General features: G+C 65.6%; 15 protein-coding genes. 5 read left to right on the forward strand and 10 right to left on the reverse strand.

Annotated features, from left to right (window positions below; genetic code table 11):
- Nucleotides 1-4: 4 nt before the first annotated feature.
- Entirely contained in the window at nt 5-1,459 is a 1,455-nt protein-coding gene (locus AC5RU3_RS00765; protein ID WP_493964633.1) for an amino acid permease, read from the reverse strand.
- A 95-nt stretch (nt 1,460-1,554) separates the two neighbouring features.
- On the opposite strand from AC5RU3_RS00765, the gene AC5RU3_RS00770 reads away from it, so the two are divergent.
- Nucleotides 1,555-1,962: a YccF domain-containing protein gene (locus AC5RU3_RS00770; RefSeq protein WP_493964634.1), complete on the forward strand. Its 408-nt coding sequence runs from the start codon at nt 1,555-1,557 to the stop codon at nt 1,960-1,962.
- A 15-nt stretch (nt 1,963-1,977) separates the two neighbouring features.
- Here the strand turns inward: AC5RU3_RS00770 and AC5RU3_RS00775 are convergent, their stop codons facing one another.
- Nucleotides 1,978-3,966: a penicillin-binding transpeptidase domain-containing protein gene (locus AC5RU3_RS00775; RefSeq protein WP_493964635.1), complete on the reverse strand. Its 1,989-nt coding sequence runs from the start codon at nt 3,964-3,966 to the stop codon at nt 1,978-1,980.
- A 102-nt stretch (nt 3,967-4,068) separates the two neighbouring features.
- On the opposite strand from AC5RU3_RS00775, the gene AC5RU3_RS00780 reads away from it, so the two are divergent.
- Together AC5RU3_RS00780 and clpB are read left to right on the forward strand one after the other, a co-directional pair.
- On the forward strand, nt 4,069-5,067 hold the full coding sequence (locus tag AC5RU3_RS00780; RefSeq protein ID WP_493964636.1) for an aldo/keto reductase: 999 nt from the start codon (nt 4,069-4,071) through the stop codon (nt 5,065-5,067).
- A gap of 136 nt (nt 5,068-5,203) precedes the next feature.
- Nucleotides 5,204-7,801: an ATP-dependent chaperone ClpB gene (gene clpB, locus AC5RU3_RS00785; RefSeq protein WP_493964637.1), complete on the forward strand. Its 2,598-nt coding sequence runs from the start codon at nt 5,204-5,206 to the stop codon at nt 7,799-7,801.
- Nucleotides 7,802-7,836: 35 nt separating this feature from the next.
- Here clpB and AC5RU3_RS00790 read toward each other — a convergent pair whose 3' ends face one another.
- Entirely contained in the window at nt 7,837-9,324 is a 1,488-nt protein-coding gene (locus tag AC5RU3_RS00790) for a septum formation family protein (protein WP_493964638.1), read from the reverse strand.
- A 277-nt stretch (nt 9,325-9,601) separates the two neighbouring features.
- Here AC5RU3_RS00790 and AC5RU3_RS00795 point away from each other — a divergent pair, with 277 nt between their 5' ends.
- A complete protein-coding gene (locus AC5RU3_RS00795; protein ID WP_309070573.1) occupies nt 9,602-9,829 on the forward strand; it encodes a DUF3073 domain-containing protein in 228 nt (75 codons plus the stop codon).
- A gap of 202 nt (nt 9,830-10,031) precedes the next feature.
- Here AC5RU3_RS00795 and purM read toward each other — a convergent pair whose 3' ends face one another.
- The 7 genes from purM to AC5RU3_RS00830 form a co-directional block, all read right to left on the reverse strand.
- The gene (gene purM, locus AC5RU3_RS00800) at nt 10,032-11,159 is read right to left on the reverse strand and encodes a phosphoribosylformylglycinamidine cyclo-ligase (protein ID WP_493964639.1); all 1,128 of its coding nucleotides are present in this window, start codon (nt 11,157-11,159) and stop codon (nt 10,032-10,034) included.
- Entirely contained in the window at nt 11,156-12,715 is a 1,560-nt protein-coding gene (gene purF, locus AC5RU3_RS00805) for an amidophosphoribosyltransferase (RefSeq protein ID WP_309124267.1), read from the reverse strand. Before purF ends, purM begins: the two co-directional genes overlap by 4 nt.
- Before the next feature lie 52 nt (nt 12,716-12,767).
- Nucleotides 12,768-13,058, reverse strand: coding sequence for a hypothetical protein (locus AC5RU3_RS00810; protein ID WP_493964640.1), 291 nt, complete (start codon nt 13,056-13,058; stop codon nt 12,768-12,770).
- An 18-nt stretch (nt 13,059-13,076) separates the two neighbouring features.
- Nucleotides 13,077-14,525 carry a DUF2079 domain-containing protein gene (locus tag AC5RU3_RS00815; protein WP_493964641.1) on the reverse strand — a complete coding sequence of 483 codons (1,449 nt, stop codon included), beginning with the start codon at nt 14,523-14,525 and terminating at the stop codon, nt 13,077-13,079.
- Nucleotides 14,522-14,908, reverse strand: coding sequence for a sterol carrier family protein (locus tag AC5RU3_RS00820; protein WP_309124268.1), 387 nt, complete (start codon nt 14,906-14,908; stop codon nt 14,522-14,524). The genes AC5RU3_RS00815 and AC5RU3_RS00820 overlap by 4 nt, the downstream gene beginning before the upstream one ends.
- Nucleotides 14,905-15,927, reverse strand: coding sequence for an asparaginase (locus AC5RU3_RS00825; RefSeq protein ID WP_493964642.1), 1,023 nt, complete (start codon nt 15,925-15,927; stop codon nt 14,905-14,907). Before AC5RU3_RS00825 ends, AC5RU3_RS00820 begins: the two co-directional genes overlap by 4 nt.
- 69 nt (nt 15,928-15,996) lie before the next feature.
- Nucleotides 15,997-17,598 carry a molybdopterin-dependent oxidoreductase gene (locus AC5RU3_RS00830; RefSeq protein ID WP_493964643.1) on the reverse strand — a complete coding sequence of 534 codons (1,602 nt, stop codon included), beginning with the start codon at nt 17,596-17,598 and terminating at the stop codon, nt 15,997-15,999.
- A 135-nt stretch (nt 17,599-17,733) separates the two neighbouring features.
- Between AC5RU3_RS00830 and purD the strand changes: the two genes are divergently transcribed.
- Nucleotides 17,734-19,035 carry a phosphoribosylamine--glycine ligase gene (purD, locus tag AC5RU3_RS00835; protein WP_493964644.1) on the forward strand — a complete coding sequence of 434 codons (1,302 nt, stop codon included), beginning with the start codon at nt 17,734-17,736 and terminating at the stop codon, nt 19,033-19,035.

Raw genomic sequence — 19,035 nt, forward strand, 5'->3', positions numbered from 1 at the left:
TCGTCTAGCCCTCCTCGGTATGGATCACTTCCTGGTAGCGGGGGCTGCGAGGATCCATCACCGAGTTCTTCCTGCTGTAGGCGAAGTAGATTACGAGGCCTATCAGGAGCCAGACGCCGAACCGCATCCAGGTCTCCGGCTCCAGCTGGAGGATCAGGAACAGCGAGGAGAGCACTCCGAAGGCCGGGATCCACGGCATCAGCGGCAGTCGGAAGGTCCGGGGCTGTTCCGGCCGCTTGTAGCGCAGGATGATCACCGCGACGCACACCACCACGAACGCGGCGAGGATCCCAATGTTCGTCAGATCCGCGATGAGGCGGATGGGAAAGACGCCGGCAAGGAAGGCCGAGGCAATACCGGCGATCCAGGTCACCCGCTGCGGTGTGCCATGGCGGTCGGTGCCTGAGAACCAGCGGGGGAGGAGTCCGTCCCGGCTCATGGAGAACCAGACACGGGTGACGCCGAGCAGGAAGGTGAGCATCACTGTCAGGATCGAGAGAACCGCGAAGGCTGAGATGATGGTGGCGATGACCGGCAGGCCCACCGACTGGAAGGCGACCGCGAACGCCGCGTTGGTGTCCAGCTCTTCCCAGTTCTGCATCCCGGTCAGCACGAGCGTAGCCAGGACGTACAGGGTCATGGCGATGGCCAGGGACAACAGGATCGCTTTCGGCATGTGTTTCTTGCCGTCCTCGGCTTCCTCAGCGGCGGTACTCATGGCGTCGTACCCGAACACCGCGAAGAAAACTACTGCCGCGCCGGTGAACACCGCACCGAACCCGTTGGGCATGAACGGCGAGTAGTTGTCAGCGCTGACGTAGAAGAACCCGAGGCCGATGATGAACAGGATCAGCAGGATCTTGATCGCCACCGCGACAAGCTCGAATCTGCCGAAGGTCTTCGTTCCACGGCTCAGGATGAAGGTGATGAACAGGCAGACGATGATGGCCGGCAGGTTCACCAGGCCGCCCTCGACGACGTCTGCCGTCCCCTGGATAGCCACCGGAATTTCGATTCCAATGCCGGCCATGAATTCGGTGAAGTAACCGGAGATGCCGATGGCTACCACCGCGACGATCGCAATGTACTCGAGGAGCAGATCCCACCCGATGAACCATCCGATGATCTCACCGAGCGCAACGTACCCGTAGGTATACGCCGAGCCCGCCCGTGGAATCATCCCCGCGAATTCGGCGTAGGACAGGGCAGCTGCGGCACTGGCAAGACCTGCCACGAGGAAGGAGATCAGGACGGCGGGACCGGCACCCTCACCACCCTCCTGCCCGCTGGCAACCAGGCCCGCAAGCGTGAAGATGCCGATGCCGATGATGCCACCGACACCGATGGCCGTCAGCTGCCACAGCCCGAGGCTCTTGAACAGTCCGCTCTTCTCGGCCTCGTCGTCCATCTGGGCGATGGACTTGCGTCGCATGATCGAGTGTTCGTTCTGCGGGGCCATGGCGTCCCCTTTCCTGCCGGTCTTCGCGCCGGTACGGGATGCAGTCAGGGTAATCCCTCATGCCGATCGACGCCGATGTTGGGAAGAATAGACCCATGACTGCACTCTTGAACATCATTTGGCTTATATTCGGCGGGGTGTGGCTGGCGATCGGGTATTTCCTCGCCGGCATAGTGTGCTGCCTGCTGATTGTGACGATCCCCTTTGGGATAGCGTCGTTCCGCATCGGTGCCTACGCGCTCTGGCCCTTCGGCCGGTCAGTGGTTGACCGGGGAGGACGCACCTACTTCTTCTCCACGGTAGGCAACGTCATCTGGCTGGTGGTCGCTGGAATCTGGATCGCAATCGGCCATGTGCTCACGTCCATCCCGATGTTCCTCAGCATCATCGGCATACCGCTGGGAATTGCGAACATCAAGCTCATCCCGGTTTCCCTGATGCCGCTGGGCAAGGAGATCGTTCCGACGTCGGGCTCCCGGTACCCGCAGCAGTTGCGCTACTGACCGGTTCCCGGCCGGTTATTCACCGGCTGCCCCGCGCAGGAACTCCTCCATGAGCGGCCCGCCGGAAATGGATCCGCGCTCGCCTTCCTCGACGAACACGGCAACAGCCAGGTCACCCTGAAGAGCCACCACCCAGGCATGGGTCCGCGGCGGGTCTTCCGTCCCGAACTCCGCCGTGCCGGTCTTAGCGAGGACCGGCTCCCCGGGGATGTCGGCGAGCAGCTGCGCGCCTCCTACGGTGACGACGGCGGCCATCATCTCCCGCAGCGCGGCCGCCTCCTCCGCGGTCAGGTTGCTCGGCGCCGGCGCTTCCTGGGTTTCGTTCCCTGCACCTTCAGTTCCTTCCGCATCTTCGGTTCCTTCCGCGGTGGGCTCGGCAGAAGCCGACGACGACGGCGCCGCATTCTCTCCACCGCCGCCCAGGAGCGTAGGAGCAACCCGTTCCCCGGCTCCCACGGATGCAGCCATGATGGCCAGCGACAAGGGGGACACCAGGACCTCACCCTGCCCGATCATCGACGCTGCGTGAGTAGTTCCGTCGGCTTCTGCAGGGACCGACCCGAAGAACGCCGGCGTGCCGATGGGGACGTCGACCCCAATACCGAGATCCGCCGCAGCCGATGCGAGCGCCTCCTGCGAAACGACGTCGCGCTGCGAGATGAAGCCGGTATTACAGGATTGAGCCAGCGCCTGCAGGAGCGGAATTTCGCCGGTGAACTGCACCGGGTATCCGGGGACGTTGTTGAATGCGCGGCCGTCCACTACCAGCTCTTCGGGACAGCTCGTGGTCGAATCGGGGGTGAAGCCGTTCTTGAGCAGGGCGAGGGAGGTCGCTACCTTGAAGGTCGATCCGGGCGGATACTGCCCGAGCAGCGCCGTCTGCAGGCCCTCACTTCCCGGGCCGTTTGCGGCCGCCAGGATTGCGCCGCTTGAAGGCCGGATGGCAACGATGGAGGAAGCGGATTCTTCTTCCGCCAGAACCTCTTCCGCAAGGGTCTGCAATGCCGGATCGAGAGTGAGTTCCAGAGGTTCTCCGGGAACAGGATCTTTCTCGAAGAGAACCTCGCGCGTGCGTGTTTCGCCCTCTCCCGTTACGGCCTCGATGACCATTCCGGGTGTTCCTGCCAATTGCTCGTCATACTGCAGTTGTATTCCGGACAGCCCGGCTGTGTCACCAGCCTCCAACCGTCCGTCCGACTGCTCCACCAGCTCCGCGGTCACCTGGCCCACCGAGCCCAGCAGCTCGCGCGCGAAGGTGCGTGTGGGAGCCAGGGACATGGTGTCCGGGATTCCGGCTGCCCCAGGAATGGCATTGATCTGGTCGTCGGAAACAGGGCGGTCCTCGTTGTCCCGAAGGACGATCGCCTCGACAAACGCCTCCCCGCCGGCGCCTGCCACCTGCTCGGCATAAGCTGCGGGATCGATGCCCACAAGGTCCGCCAGGGCTGTGGCAGAAGCCTCGAGCTCCGCCGCTTCAACGCGGGTCTTGTCGATGCCCACGCGGATGACGGGACGCTCCGTCACCAGCACTTCCCCGCCTGCCCCCAGGATTTCTGCCCGCTCGGAGGCAGTGCGGGATACGGCGAGCGTGGCATCCTCGGTCAGCCCGTTGACCGCCACACCGGGCGTCCAGCCAACCTGCCATGCATCGTCGACCTTGGTCAGCTCCGCTGTGGTGGTGTATGTCCAGTCGGTGTCGCTGGCATCGACGTCCCACGCGTGGTTGAGCTGTGCCGTCGCTGTGTCCTCACCTGTGGATTCCACTGAGGCAACCGTGACGGTGGGTGAAACCGGGTCAAGGGGAGCAGCGAGCTCCTCGAGCTGTGCAGTGGCTTCCTCCGGGGACACGGACGTGAAAGCAACGCCGCTCAGGTTGCCGCTGGTGAGTCCCTCAGCAAGGCTGGCGGCCGCGTCTTCGGCAGTAGGCCCGTCTGAAGTGCAGGCCGTAAGCGTCAGCGCCAGGCCGGCGATTGTCAGGACAGCGGTGATGTCGGTTCTCCCCATGGGCTCCATTATCGCCCATGGCGTCCCCCCTGCGTTGCCCGCTTTTCACCACTTGAATCAGGTACTCGTCCGGCGAGAGCCCGCAGGAATACCATCAAGACCATGACCCTCAACCGAATCGAACTGGCCAATGGCTTTACCGTGAGTGCCCAGGGCTTCGGCGGAATGGCGCTGACCGAGGTGTATGGCGGCCTGGACCGCAAAGCTGCCCTGGAAACCCTCCACCACGCCGTGGATGCGGGGGTGACCTTCATTGATACGGCGGATATCTACGGCGGAGGCAGCAACGAGGAACTGGTGGGTGAATTGTTGTCGACCCGGCGGGAGGAGGTCGAGCTAGCTACCAAGTTCGGTATCCAAGGGAGCCCCGCGGCCGGTTATTCCGGGGTTCGCGGTGATGCCGGGTACGTACGAAGTGCGGCGGAGGCGAGCCTGCGGCGCCTGGGAACGGACGTCATCGATCTCTACTACATGCACCGGCGGGACACCTCGGTGCCCATAGAGGAAACGGTCGGCGCCATGGCAGAGCTCGTGGCCGCCGGCAAGGTGCGTTTCCTCGGCCTGTCCGAGGTCACCGCGGACGAACTTGCCGCTGCCCATGCTGTCCATCCCATTGCCGCCGTGCAGAGCGAGTGGTCGATCTGGAGCCGGGATGTTGAAGGACGCGTGGTGCCAGCAGCCGCCGAACTAGGTGTCGGATTCGTGCCCTACTCGCCGCTTGGCCGGGGTTTCCTGACCGGGACCGTGCAGGCGCAGTCGTTGTCCGAGGGTGACTTCCGCCATCGGGTGCCCAGGTTCAGCGCAGACGCCTTGCAGGCCAATGCTGGGGTGGTGGAAGCTGTGCAGTCGGTGGCCGCCGCAGCGGGTGCCACCGCCGCCCAGGTGGCGCTCGCCTGGCTGGCAGTGCAGGGCTCGAAGTTCGGTTTGCCCGTGGTGCCGATTCCCGGCACCCGCAGGCCGGAGCGCATCGACGAAAACGTAGGCGCCGCCTCGATCACGCTTTCTGAATCTGACTGTGACGTGCTGGACGCGGCCGCCGAGCTCGTGGTGGGGGAGCGAAGCGCTGATCCGAACTGGGTGTCGAAAGGCAGGGAAGTCTGATCCCGACCGCGGCATGATCAGGTTCGCCTGAAGTGAAAAACAGCCAAATTGCCTACAGGACTAAAGTTGAGCGTAGTACACTCAACTTAGTCATTAATTCTGCTGTTAGTCGTCATTCCACTGCAGGGAGGCCAGCATGGACACCAAATTCACCACCAGAAGCCAGGAAGCCCTGTCCGCTTCCGCCATGAATGCCTCCACCGCGGGCAACCCGCAGGTGGAGCCGGCCCATACGCTGAAAGCGCTGATGGACCAGCGTGACGGCGTTGCCGTGGCTCTGCTGTCAGCATCAGGTGTCAGCGCGGACAGCGTGAGCGTCAAGGCAAGCGCGGCGATCAAGGCGCTTCCGTCGTCGTCGGGTTCTTCCGTGGCGCAGGCCCAGTTCTCGCGGCCTATGCTGCAGGTGATTACCGCCGCGCAGCAAGAGGCCGAGTCGCTGGGCGATTCCTACGTCTCCACCGAACACCTCCTGCTCGGCATCGCCGCTGATTCAGGTGCCGCAGGCAGGATCCTGCGTGAGGAAGGTGCCTCCCGCGAGGCGCTCCTCGCCGCGCTTCCCGGAGTGCGGGGGGACCGGCGGGTCACCAGCCCCGATCCGGAGAACACCTTCCAGGCTTTGGAGAAGTTTGGCGTGGACCTGACCGAGATCGCCCGCTCCGGCAAGCTGGATCCGGTGATCGGCCGCGACACGGAAATCCGGCGCGTGGTGCAGGTGCTCTCGCGCCGTACCAAGAACAACCCTGTGCTGATCGGTGAACCCGGTGTCGGTAAGACCGCCGTCGTGGAGGGCCTCGCCCAGCGCATGGTCGCCGGGGATGTGCCGGAGTCCCTGCGCGGGAAGACCCTCATCAGCCTGGATCTCGGCTCGATGATTGCGGGAGCCAAGTACCGCGGCGAATTCGAGGAGCGGCTCAAGGCAGTGCTTGAGGAGATCAAGGCGTCCAACGGTCAGATCGTCACCTTCATCGATGAGCTGCACACCGTCGTCGGTGCCGGCGCCTCGGAGGGCTCCATGGACGCCGGTAACATGCTCAAGCCCATGCTCGCCCGCGGTGAGCTGCGCCTGATCGGCGCTACGACCCTGGACGAGTACCGCGAGAACATCGAAAAGGACGCGGCGCTGGAACGCCGGTTCCAGCAGGTTTATGTCGGGGAGCCCAGCGTTCAGGACACCATTGGCATTCTCCGTGGGCTCAAGGAGCGCTACGAGGCCCACCACAAGGTATCCATCGCCGACTCGGCACTCGTGGCCGCAGCCACGCTGTCCAACCGCTACATCACCGGGCGGCAGCTCCCGGACAAGGCAATCGACCTGGTGGACGAGGCCGCGTCCCGGCTGCGGATGGAGATTGACTCCGCGCCGGAGGAGATCGACCAGCTACGCCGCGCCGTCGACCGGTTGACCATGGAAGAGTTGGCCCTCGAAGGGGAAACCGATGAAGCGTCCGTGGAGCGCCTTGAGGCGCTGCGCGCCGACATGGCTGACCGCAAGGAACAGCTTGCCGCGCTGAACGCGCGCTGGGAGGCGGAGAAGGCTGGTCTGAACCGGGTGGGCGACCTGAAGGCGTCGCTGGATGAGCTGCGCTCGCAGGCTGACCGGGCACAGCGTGATGGTGACCTGGAGACAGCTTCCCGCATTCTCTACGGCGAGATCCCGCACGTGCAGCGCGAGCTCGAGGCCGCCCAGGCTGAGGAGCAAGGATCTGCTGATTCACCCGAGCTGATGGTCGCGGAAGAGGTCACCGCGTCGGACATCGCGGAGGTCATCTCGGCGTGGACGGGCATTCCTGCCGGCCGGATGCTGCAGGGCGAGAGCCAGAAGCTGCTGCACATGGAGGAGAACCTCGGAAACCGCCTGATCGGCCAGAAGAAGGCAGTAGCGTCCGTCTCCGACGCCGTCCGGCGTGCCCGCGCAGGTATCTCGGATCCGGACCGACCCACCGGTTCCTTCCTGTTCCTTGGCCCCACCGGCGTCGGCAAGACCGAGCTTGCCAAGGCGCTCGCGGACTTCCTGTTCGATGATGAGCGCGCCATGATCCGCATCGATATGTCGGAGTACTCGGAGAAGCATGCAGTGGCGCGGCTGGTGGGTGCACCTCCCGGCTACGTCGGGTACGAGGAAGGCGGTCAGCTCACAGAGGCGGTGAGGCGCCGTCCGTACAGCGTGGTGCTGCTTGATGAGGTCGAGAAGGCGCATCCGGAGGCTTTTGACATCCTCCTGCAGGTGCTCGACGACGGTCGGCTCACCGATGGCCAGGGCCGGACCGTGGACTTCCGCAACGTCATCCTCGTGATGACGTCCAACCTCGGATCCCAGTTCCTGGTCGACCCGACGCTGGACGAGTCTGCCCGCAGGGATGCGGTCATGTCGGTGGTGAACGTCAGCTTCAAGCCCGAGTTCCTCAACCGGCTCGACGACGTCATCATGTTCGATGCACTGAGCATTGAGGAGCTCTCACGGATCGTGGACCTGCAGGTACAGTCCCTTGCCGCCCGACTCCAGGAGCGCCGGCTCACGCTCGACGTCACAGACGCCGCGCGGGAGTGGCTTGCGCTCACCGGTTTCGATCCGGCGTACGGCGCCCGGCCGCTTCGCCGACTGGTCCAGCGTGAGATCGGAGACCGCCTTGCCCGAGGTTTGCTGTCCGGCGCAATCAACGACGGCGACAAGGTGCGCGTTGATCGGGCCGCTGACAGCACCGAGGGCCTCGCTGTCGCAAGCGTCACCGCGTAGCCGCGGGCACTCCTCGCGAAGCGGCCCGCAACGGGCTACTCCGCGAGGAGGCTGTCCGTGATGACGTTCCCCTCGTCAGAAACCACGAAGCAGTCGATACGCCGGTCACCGTCCGCCCAGGTGCCCGTGGTGGGAGTGACCTGGGTGAGCGTGAGGTTCGGGAAATCTGCCGCCGCGTTCTGGTCGATCGGCACCGAGTTGCACAGTTCATCGCCGCTCGCATTCAGTGCGGCTTCCCCGGGGAAATCCGCATCATCAGGCAGGCTGGTGGTCGCGAGCAGCTGGGCGTTGTGGGGTGTGGTGCAGGTGACGGTCGTGACGTCCGCACTGACATCTGCCGCGTCGAAACCCAGAACGCAGGCGCCCGACTCAAGGTCAAGCGGTGAGATGTTTTCCGCAATGATTCCGTCAGCGCCCGGGGTGGTGCTGGAGGATGCCTCGGCGCCCGGGTCATCGGACCGCAGCGCATTGACGATGTTCATGATGGCGAAGATCAGCAGGGCTAACACCGCAAGGCCGACCACACCGAGAGTAATCAACAACTTCCGGTTGGATCGGCGGGGAGCGCTTCTCGCGGATCGCGCACGGATGCGGGTAGGCGCGGCCTCGTCCGGGCCGGCGGGCGGAAGACCGTAGGGTCCGCCAACCGGCGATGCCGCCATTCCCGGGGCGTGCTCGGAGGGAGGCGGGGTAGGAGCTGCCCAGGGTGCGTCCGGAGCGGCTGACGTCCAGGGTGCGTCGGGAGCAGCGGCCGATGGGGGCCCCTCCGGCTCAAGCTTCTCGGCTTCGGGGGGCGTCTCCGGTTCGGACGTATCGTCGGAATCCGAGGGGGCATCCGGGTGGGCCGGTTCTCCCGCGGCTGGGGACTGACCGACCTCGAACAGCTCATCCCAGCGGGACTGATCGGCGTTCTGCCCGATCCAGGTGGGTGCGTCGCCCGCGGCGGCATAGCTCGTTAGCCCCTGGCCGGCGGTGTCATCGGCGGGGGTCTCGGCGGCGTCGGAAGCGTCGCTCGAACCGTGTGCCACGTCTGAGCCCTCCCCGTCTGTGGCTGCCTCTGGTGCGGAATCGTGCGGCAGGGAAACGTTTGGTGCGACGAGGGGTGTCGGCTCGGCCGACTCCTGCGGCTCGCGCGCCGCATCCCCGGCAGCATCGCCCGCAGCGCCGCCGGCGGGTGCAGTGCCCGCTGGTGCCGCAGCTTCAGCCGGGTCATTGGCGGGTCGAGGGCCGCTGAGCAGGGTGCCGACGTTTTCGGCTTCCCTGGCAACAGACTCGGCCTCAGCTGCGGCTTCGTCCAGGGAGGCGGCTTCGGCGGCGTCGTCGCTGATTTCGGCCGCCCCAAGGGAAGGTTCGGTCAGGCGGACCTCATTGGCAGAGGTGCTGAGGGTCGGCTCGACGGCGTCGTCGGACACATCGGGGTCGGAGAGGCGGACCTCCTCGGCCTTGAGCAGTTCCGGCTCCGGTACCGGCGGCTCACCCGGTGCGGAATCGCCGTCCTCCGGCTTGTCCGGCTGATCGCTCATAGAGAACTGCCCCCTCGCGTGCCCACCACTGCGGTGGGCTGACATCTGGTCCGAATCACCCCACGACTCTAGCCAACAATGGTACTTTCCCGCATAGCGTGCGCCGATCCTGTGACACGTTGCGGGAACCGCGCGGGCGGTCGGGGCGTTGGTGCCTGAGAAACCATGTAATCTATACGTACGACACATTGACCGGATACTCCGGGGCCTCGCTCCACCTTTATTTCCAAGGCCAAAGCGACCACCTCCGGATCGACGCACAAAAGGGGGTCACGCCATGGGGCGCGGCCGTCAGAAGGCGAAAGCCACCAAGCAGGCACGGGACATGAAGTACTTCAGCCCGGCCACAGACTACTCGGCGCTGCAGCGTGAGCTCACAGGCCCCGGTAGTCGCGCCTCACGCCATGACGATCCGGTTGAGCCGGATTATTCGGCGTACGAGGATAAATATGCAGACCAGTTTGATGATGAAGAGGACGACGGCGGCACTCGCCGTATCGGTTAATTCCCCTTCTCGCAGAGCTGAGCGCTCGCTTAATACGTTGAGAACCAGCGGCCAGGACATACTTTGTCAGGCCGCTGGTTCTTGTTGTGCCCGCGGTCAGCACACCTGACAGCGAACCGTTGAGCCAAAAGTGCCGGAAGGGTGCAGGATCGAGGGTATTCTCCCCGTTCTCTGCACCTTTCCGGCGCTTTGCGCTTGGGGGCTAGGAGGCGTACGCGCCGACCAGCCGTACCGCGCCGCCGTCAACGCCCTTGGCGCCCTGCACGTAGTCCGGGCCATCGGTGCTCTCGCCGGACGCGCTTCCAACCTGGCCCATGACCCAGGACGGGACGCCACGCTCATTGAGCCGTGCCACGGCGTCGTCAGCGCCGGCAGCGGAGACCACCGCAACCATCCCGACGCCGAGGTTCAGCGTCCGCTCCAGGTCCGGCAGCGGAACGCTGCCGAGTTCGGAGACCAGACTGAAGACGGGCGGGAGGGACCAGGTGGAGCGATCCACGGTCGCCTCAAGCCCCCGGGGAAGCACCCGGGCGAGGTTAGCAGCGAGACCACCGCCGGTGACGTGGCTGAAACCGTGCACGGCGCCGTCGGAATCGAGGGGGAAGGCACGGGCCAAATCCAGGCAGTCGGAGGCATACACGCGCGTCGGCTCAAGGAGTTCCTCGCCGAGCGTGCGGCCGAGCTCGGACACCTGCCTGTCAAGCGCCCAGCCGGCCTGGTTGATGACGCGTCGGACCAGTGAGTAGCCGTTTGAGTGCAGGCCGGAGGAAGCCATGCCGATGATGACGTCCCCCTCCCGGACGCGGTCCGGGCCGAGCAGGGCGTCCGCTTCCACCACGCCCGTGGCGGCACCGGCGACGTCGTACTCGTGTTCGCCCAGGAGGCCCGGATGCTCTGCGGTCTCCCCACCGACCAGGGCCGTGCCGGCGACCGAACAGGCCGAAGCGATACCGCGCACAATCGCCGCGATGCGTTCGGGAACGACCTTGCCGCAGGCGATGTAGTCGGTCATGTAGAGGGGCTCTGCACCGACCACCACGATGTCGTCCACCACCATGCCCACGAGGTCGAAGCCGATGGTGTCGTGGATGTCCATGGCCTGCGCGATGGCAACCTTGGTTCCCACACCGTCCGTGGAGGTGGCAAGCAGTGGCTTGCGGTAGGTCAGCAGCTTGGAGACGTCATAGAGCCCTGCGAAACCTCCGACGCCGCCCACCACATTGGCGGAATGGGTCGCCTTGATGGCGTCCTTCATGAGCTCCACCGCCCGGTCGCCGGCTTCGACGTCTACTCCGGCGCTTGCATAGGTGATGGGGTCAGAAGAGGTCATACCCGCTCTTTCTTGTCAGCTTCGGTCAGAAGGGTTTCGAGTTCACTGCCGGGACCGGGATCGCACCCGGTCGCTCCGGGCTTCTCTGCGGGATCGACCCTCTCGAGAAGGTTCTTGCCGCGTCGGTCTTCCTCGGGCAGTTCGATCGGGTAGTTGCCCGTGAAGCACGCGGTGCAGAGCCGCTCCCGAGGCTGTCTGGTGGCTTCGATCATGCCGTCTTCGGAGATGTAGGCGAGGCTGTCAGCGCCGATGGACTTGCTGATCTCGTCGACGGCAGCGCCGTTGGCGATCAGCTCCGCGCGGGACGCGAAGTCGATGCCGTAGAAGCAGGGCCAGCGTACCGGCGGCGAAGAAATCTTGACGTGTACCTCGGCCGCACCGGCCTCACGCAGCATACGGACCACGGCGCGCTGGGTATTGCCGCGAACAATGGAATCGTCGACCACGACAATCCGCTTGCCGCGGATCACTGATTCCAGCGCATTGAGCTTCAACCGGATGCCCAACTGGCGCAGCGTCTGGCTTGGCTGGATGAAGGTGCGCCCCACGTAGGCGTTCTTCACGAAACCGTGCGCGAACGGGATGCCGGACTCTTCCGCGAAACCGACGGCGGCCGGGGTACCGGATTCAGGGACGGGGATGACGACGTCGGCCTCTGCCTGGTTCTCCCGGGCGAGCTGGCGGCCCATCTCCACGCGGGAGTCATACACCGAGCGGCCCGCGATCGCGGCGTCGGGGCGGGCGAGGTAGACGTACTCGAAAACGCAGCCGGCCGATTTTGTCTGGGCGAAACGGCGGGAGCGTACGCCGCTTTCATCGATGGCGATGAACTCGCCGGGCTCGATCTCACGGATGAAGCTGGCGCCTACCGTGGCGAGTGCCGCCTGCTCGGAGGCAACAACCCAGCCGCGCTCCAGGCGGCCGAGCACCAGCGGGCGAACTCCGTAGGCATCGCGTGCGGCGTAGAGCGTGCCCTCATCCATGAACACGAAGCAGAACGCGCCCTCGATGGTAGGCAGCAGGTCCATGGCGGTGTCTTCCAGTGACCGGCCGTCATCGCCGGCCAGCAGGGTGGTGACCAGGGCGGTGTCCGAAGTATTGCCCTGTGCCATCTCGCCGCTGCGAGGCTTGCCCTGGCGGTCGAGGATCATCTGGTAGAGGTCGGCGGAGTTGGTGAGGTTTCCGTTGTGGGCAAGGGCTACGGTGCCGACGGCGGTGGCGCCCAGCGTGGGCTGTGCGTTCGCCCAATTGGAGGAGCCGGTGGTGGAGTAGCGGCAATGACCGACCGAGATGTGACCGGTGAGGGTGTTCAGGGTGGCCTCGTCGAAGACCTGCGAGACCAGCCCCATGTCCTTGTAGACGTTGATGCGGGTGCCGTCGCTCGTGGCGATGCCCGCGGACTCCTGGCCGCGGTGCTGCAGGGCGTACAGCCCGTAATACGTCAGTTTGGCGACTTCCTCGCCGGGGGCCCACACGCCGAAGACGCCACAGGCATCCTGGGGTCCTTTTTCGCCGGGGAGAAGATCGTGGGAAAGCTTTCCGTCACCGCGCACCATTGCTCCATTCTCTCACGGCGTGATAGTGCCCGTTTTCCCGCCGCACATAATGTCACTCGTCGTCGTCGGTGCGCTCCGCCGTCGCCTGTTTCATGCGCCGCACACTGATCCGGTCGAGCAGCAGCGCGATGAGGCCACCGATCAGCAGGCCCGGGATGGCGAAGACCACGGTGAAGAACCCGAGGACCGATTCGCGGGTGAGGGTCGGATCAGCCGGCCCGGTGTATGCCACGACCAGCGCGGCGATGAACCCGATCAGCGCTCCCAATCCCATGAACGGGGCGAACTTCGGGGCCCGTCGGATGGTGACCTGACGGCGCTCTGGATGCTGCTGCGAACTCATGGTTCAAGGCTACCGGGATCAGGTCTCGCGCTTGACCAACTGGTATCCGGCCTCATTCACAATCAGGGTGTAGTTCACACCGGCATAGGTCTCCTCCGCGTGCTGCTCGGCGCTTGTGGGGCGGGTGGGGCCCCAGCTCCAGTCCTGGTCGTCGACGATAAGGTAGTCCGGCGGGGGATTCTCGTTTCCGATCCAGTACACCTCGGTCTCCGGCACCAGGTACGGCATGAGCACCACGCCGGACTCCACGGTTGAGCCCGCAGGGATCCGGTCCATCATCCGGTGGGCAGCATCCCAGCGTGGTGACTGCTGGTAGGTCTCGGGTTTCGCCAGCGCTCCCAGCGGCTGGCCGGGAAGCAGCATGAACGCCACCACCGTCACAACAGGTACGACGGCGGCACTATAGGAACGCAGCCAGCCTCGCCTGCTCCGGCGGGCAATGAGGATCGCATGCACGAGCGCGCCGAAAAGGACCGGCATCAGCACCGCGTTGTAGTGCCAGTCCGGGCCCCAATAGGACGGGTTTTCCGCAGCGAAACGCCACATCAGGGTGGGCAGCATCACCAGCGTGAGCGGGGAGCGGAGGAACAGGAAGCCGCCGGCAAGCAGGAGGAGCCACAGCGTCTCGTACTTCTCCACGGCGGTCAGCATGATGAAGAGCGTGTCCACCGGGTTCGCCAGGAGTGCGGCCACGTCGATGCGGTCGGAGTAGTCGTACGTGCCACCCGTGTTCAGCGCCGGAAGGATGAGCCCCACCGACAGGACCAGCCAGCCCAGGCCCCAGAGCGCCAGCGCCAGGCCGGCCCGGTAGCGGTCCCGGAAACGCCAGGCGAGAACCAGCCCGAACGCGAACACGGTCAGTCCCATGTCCTCCTTGACGAACACCAGCAGGCCGCACGCGACGACGGCGGTGCGCAGCCGTCCCTCGATGTAGGCCTCCAACGCCAGGGCCAGCAACGGCAGAGCCAGCGCCACTTCGTGGAACTGAACAGCGACGGCGGACTGGACGCCCCAGGACAGACCGTAAGCCGCCCCGAGGAACAGTCCGGGCAGTCGGCCGATGTGCCGAACGGCCAGGCGCGTGATGACAAGCACCGACCAGCCCACGAGCACGTTCTGCAGGATGAGCAGGGTCAGGCCGGAGGGAAAGAGCGCGTAGACCGGGCCCAGAATGATCAGCAGCGGATGGAAGTGGTCGCCGAGCAGGTTGAACCCGTGGCCCTTGATCGGCACGATGGGCGCATCCAGGCTGGCATAGGCCTTGGCGAGCTGGGTGAAAATGCCGAGGTCCCAGGAGGGCGTGTCGAACCTGTTCCATTGCGCAATGGAGAAAACCGTGTACAGGGCAGTGATGATCCCGGCGACAGCCCAGGCCTCGACCGGTTGGCGCCTGACGGCGGAGACCGCACCCCGTGCCCCCCGGACCAGGAAGTTGGGGAGGGAAGGCCGCGGACGCTCCAGAATCATGACGGGCCCGGCGCCGGAATCTGCGGGAAGAGCGGCAGGAGCGCTGAGAGGTCGGCCCTCTGCCCGGAGGCCAGTACCGCCCCGGATGAGACTGCCTCGGCCCAGTCCAGCGTCCCGGTGATCAGGGCGAGCCAGGTCTCCGCGTCGGTTTCGATGACGTTCGGCGGCGTTCCCCGGGTATGGCGGGGCCCCTCGACGCACTGCGTCACGCCGAGGGGCGGCACCCGCACCTCGACGCTGTTGCCTGGTGCGCGGGCGGAGAGCTCTTCGAGGGAGTAACGCACCGCCGTCGTTCGTTCGGTCCGCTCGGCACTGCCGGCGGCTACCGCGCGGACCGCAGCGTCTCCGGCTGCGGCAGGGATACGCCGTCGTGCCATGGTCAGTCCAGCAGCGCCATGACGGGAGCGGCCAGGCGAAGCTTGCCCACGGGAACGCCGCCGCCGAGCACAGGCTGCACAACCTTCTCCAGCACGGGCGCCACCGCTTCGGCCTCTAGCGCACCTGACGCGGCGAGGAGGGTTAGGCCAACAAGGGTGGTCGCGCGGATGTTTCCGTCCAGGATTTTCAGGGCCATGGAGACGCCGGTCGGAGCAGCCATGACAAGCACACCCTCGGCGCCGTTTTTGGCAAGAATGCCGAGGTCCTCCATGACGATCGAGTTCTCCCGGCCGTGACCGTGGACCGCCCAGGGGTAATCAAGCATGGCCGTCGCGATGGTGGCTGCGCGCGCATCGGCGTTCTTGTCCCCTGGAGCCTTCGCGATCTTGCCGATGCCGCGGGCGAGGCCCTTCAGGGACACCGCACCGAGCGGGGCACCGCAGCCGTCTACGGCCCAGTGCTCTACGGTTTCCTCGGTGTACTCCTCGATGACCTCGGCGATGCGCCGCTGCAGGGGATGTTCACGGTCAAGGTAGGTCTTGTGGTCCCACGAGTTCTCGGTGCAGGCCCAGAGGAACGCGGCGTGCTTGCCGGAGCAGTTGAAGGCCACGCGCTGCCGGCCCTTGTCGGCGCGGATGAACCAGTTGCGGGCTTCCTCGTCCTGCGGCCAGTCCGGCGGGCACTGGAGGTCGTCCTCGGTGACTCCTGCTGCGCTCAACATGGACCGCACCACGTCCATATGTTCGTGACTGCCCACATGGCTGGCGGCAGCCAGGGCCACCTGCGCACCCCGCAACGGTACACCCGCCTGCATTGCCGCAAGCGCTTGGAAGGGCTTCAGGGTGGATCGGGGAAAGATCGGCGCATCCACATCTCCGAGCTCAGTGACGATTGAGCCGTCCGCCGCTAGTACTACGGCAGAGCCGATGTGGCGGGATTCGATGAAGCCGTTACGCTCCAGGACCGCGAGGTCAACCGCGCTGGAGGAGGTGAAGGTGGAGGGCATGGTTCCAGTATTGCGCATATGTACCTCATGCCCACCGGAGAGAACGGTCATCCGGTGGGCACAAGCCTGGTGTTGTTGTAAGGAACGCTACTCCGCGGTGAACTGGACAGTGTGCCAGCCCGAGGCGCCGTCCGGAACAGTGTCTGCGCGCTCCTCCGTCTGCACGCCCTCGACGTCATAGGCACGGCAGCGGATCTGGTGCGAGCCCGGTTCAAGCTGGACTTCATGCGACCACTGGCGCCAGGTGTCCACGGTGTACTCGGCGGCGAGGGTGGCCTCTTCCCACGGGCCGTCGTCAATCTGCACCTCCACCCTTTCGATGCCGCGGTGCTGCGCCCAGGCAGTGCCGCCCACCCGGGCAGTTCCTGCGGGGACCTTCGCGAAAGCCCGCGGAACCTCGACGCGGGACTGCGTCTTGATGGGACCGCGCTCGGACCAGCCGCGATCGGTCCAGTAGGCCGTGGCGTCCGAGAATCGGGTCACTTCGAGGTCCACGACCCACTTGGTCGCGGATACGTATCCGTAGAGTCCCGGAACAACCATGCGCACGGGGTAGCCGTGTTCGAGGGGGAGCGGCTCGTCATTCATGGCAACAGCAAGGATGGCATCACGGTCATCCTGCAGGATCGGCAGGGGAGTTGAGGCACTGAAGCCGTCCGTGCTCGTGGAGAGGACCATGTCCGCGCCGTCGGTGGGACGGGCGCGCTCGAGAAGTTTGCGGATGGGATAGCCGAGCCATTTGGCATTGCCCGCCAATTCCCCACCCACCGGGTTGGAGACGCAGGTGAGCGTGATGTGCCGTTCGATCAGCTCTGAGTCGAGCAGGTCCTGGAACGTCACCCGGACTTCCTCCTCGACCATGCCGTGAATGCGTAGTTCCCAGGTGTCGACGTCGATGGTGGGCACCTGCAGGGCCGTGTCGATGCGGTAGAACTCGGAATTTGGAGTGAGCCAACGGTCAACTCCATCCAGGTCAACGTCTACCCCTGCCGGCACCGGCAGCGCGGGACTGGCCGGCGGCGGGAAGCTCAGGCGCTCCCGGGCCACATTCACGGTGTTGCGCACTCCGCTGACGACGGCGCCGCCAACTGCCGCAGCGGCAGCGACCACGGCGGTGACCCCCGCCGCTGCGAAGAACCCGCGCCTGCTGACGCCGGCCTTGCCCCCAACAGAGTGGGATCCGCCGGTACTGAAGGCGCCGTCATCGTTGGTGTCGACGATGGGGGAGGTGCGGTGCAGCATCCGAATCATCCACCGGAGCGCGGCCAGCCCTGCCAGCGTACCGATGATGGACGGCACGGCATCCTGCGATGCAGCGCCGGCACGGGAGATCACGGCGGAAACCATCACCGCGCCCATGACCAGGACACCGGCGACACCCAGGATCCAGCGTCGCCAGGCGAGGTAGCCGAGGATCGCAGCGAGGACGACGATGGTGACCGCCATGCCGACGAACAGTGCTGCCTTGTCATTGGTGCCGAAGGTGTCGATCGCGAAGTCCTTCAGCCAGGACGGCGTGAAGTCGATGAAGGTGGACCCCAGCGCGATCAGCGGCGCTGATCTGGAAGAGAAGAACGCCCCGACCAGTTCGGCGACGCCCAGCACCAACCCCGCCGCGAGGATTCCGGCAAGCATCGGGAGGGCTTTGAGCGACGGGGCGCTACGACTGGACGTGCGAACGGCTTTCATACTGAGGGTTCGGAGAGACGGGCCCGCTGTATTGGTCGGGTGAAGCCAGCGGGCGGTGCGTGCAGCTTCACACTGCATTCACAGTAGCCCCGCGCGGTAGTTGGGCATAGGAGGAACCCAGTACCCTGAACTACTGTGAAGGTTCTTGTGATTGGCCCCGGAGGCCGCGAACACGCCATTGTCCGAGCGCTCCTGGCCGATCCTTTCGTGAGCGAGGTGCACGCTGCTCCCGGGAACGCCGGAATCGCCCAGGACGTGCCGGTTTGCGCCATCAACGCGAACGATCCCGTCGCGGTCACGGAGCTCGCCAATCGCCTGGGTTCGGATCTCGTGGTCATCGGACCGGAAGCGCCTCTGGCTGCCGGCGTGGCGGATGCGCTGATCGAAGCTGGTATCTCCGTTTTCGGACCGACGAAGGCCGCCGCGCAGCTCGAGGCGTCGAAGGCGTTCGCGAAGCAGGTCATGGCCGCAGCCTCGGTTCCAACGGCGATGGCGAAGGTCGCTTCGACCGCCGCTGAGGCTGAAGAAGCACTGGATGCCTTCGGCGCCCCCTACGTTGTCAAGGACGATGGCCTGGCCGCGGGCAAGGGAGTGGTTGTTACCTCTGACCGCACCATCGCCCTTGAGCATGCGCAGGCATGCTTCGACGCCGGCGGTTCCGTGGTCATCGAGGAGTACCTCGACGGACCCGAGGTGTCCCTCTTTGTGCTCTCGGACGGTTCCACCGTGGTCCCGCTTGCACCGGCGCAGGACTTCAAGCGCATCTTCGACAACGACGAGGGCCCGAATACCGGCGGCATGGGGGCGTACTCTCCGCTGGAGTGGGTCCCCGCCGGCCTCGTCGACGAGGTCATCGAGCGCGTTGCGCAACCCACTATCGACGAAATGGCCCGCCGCGGCATCCCGTTCACCGGTGTTCTCTACTGCGGTCTTGCGCTGACCTCCCGCGGGCTGCGCGTCATCGAGTTCAACGCGCGGTTCGGGGACCCCGAGACCCAGGCCGTACTCGCCCGGCTGAAGACCCCGCTGGGAGGCGTCCTCCTCGCGGCTGCGAAGGGTGAACTTGGGAACGTGGATAACCTGCACTGGTCCCCTGAATCAGCTGTCGCCGTCGTACTGGCCTCGGCCGATTACCCGGACACCCCGCGCACCGGGGATCCGATCCGCGGGCTGGAGGATGCGTCCGCGCTGGAGGGCGTGCACGTGCTGCACGCCGGTACCGCACTGGCCGGGGACGGCTCGGTGGTGTCCGCGGGCGGGCGCGTACTCGCCGTTGTCGGGCTGGGGAAGGATCTCGCTGAGGCGAGGGGCAAAGCGTACGACGGCGTAGGGCGCCTTGAGCTCGAAGGCGGCCAGTACCGTACGGATATCGCGGCGAAGGCGGCCAGCGGCGACGTCGTCGTTTCACAGGCGAGCACAACGACGGGCGGGGCGTAG

Source organism: Arthrobacter sp. MDB1-55 (genome assembly GCF_059092925.1).

Excerpts from the sequence above, each read along its gene's own strand:
- clpB (WP_493964637.1), top strand. The coding sequence starts at position 5,204 with ATGGACACCAAATTCACCACCAGAAGCCAGGAAGCCCTGTCCGCTTCC.
- purF (WP_309124267.1), bottom strand. The coding sequence starts at position 12,715 with ATGGTGCGCGGTGACGGAAAGCTTTCCCACGATCTTCTCCCCGGCGAA.
- purM (WP_493964639.1), bottom strand. The coding sequence starts at position 11,159 with ATGACCTCTTCTGACCCCATCACCTATGCAAGCGCCGGAGTAGACGTC.
- AC5RU3_RS00790 (WP_493964638.1), bottom strand. The coding sequence starts at position 9,324 with ATGAGCGATCAGCCGGACAAGCCGGAGGACGGCGATTCCGCACCGGGT.
- AC5RU3_RS00775 (WP_493964635.1), bottom strand. The coding sequence starts at position 3,966 with ATGGGGAGAACCGACATCACCGCTGTCCTGACAATCGCCGGCCTGGCG.
- AC5RU3_RS00825 (WP_493964642.1), bottom strand. The coding sequence starts at position 15,927 with ATGCGCAATACTGGAACCATGCCCTCCACCTTCACCTCCTCCAGCGCG.
- AC5RU3_RS00780 (WP_493964636.1), top strand. The coding sequence starts at position 4,069 with ATGACCCTCAACCGAATCGAACTGGCCAATGGCTTTACCGTGAGTGCC.
- AC5RU3_RS00795 (WP_309070573.1), top strand. The coding sequence starts at position 9,602 with ATGGGGCGCGGCCGTCAGAAGGCGAAAGCCACCAAGCAGGCACGGGAC.
- AC5RU3_RS00815 (WP_493964641.1), bottom strand. The coding sequence starts at position 14,525 with ATGATTCTGGAGCGTCCGCGGCCTTCCCTCCCCAACTTCCTGGTCCGG.
- AC5RU3_RS00830 (WP_493964643.1), bottom strand. The coding sequence starts at position 17,598 with ATGAAAGCCGTTCGCACGTCCAGTCGTAGCGCCCCGTCGCTCAAAGCC.
- AC5RU3_RS00770 (WP_493964634.1), top strand. The coding sequence starts at position 1,555 with ATGACTGCACTCTTGAACATCATTTGGCTTATATTCGGCGGGGTGTGG.
- AC5RU3_RS00765 (WP_493964633.1), bottom strand. The coding sequence starts at position 1,459 with ATGGCCCCGCAGAACGAACACTCGATCATGCGACGCAAGTCCATCGCC.
- AC5RU3_RS00810 (WP_493964640.1), bottom strand. The coding sequence starts at position 13,058 with ATGAGTTCGCAGCAGCATCCAGAGCGCCGTCAGGTCACCATCCGACGG.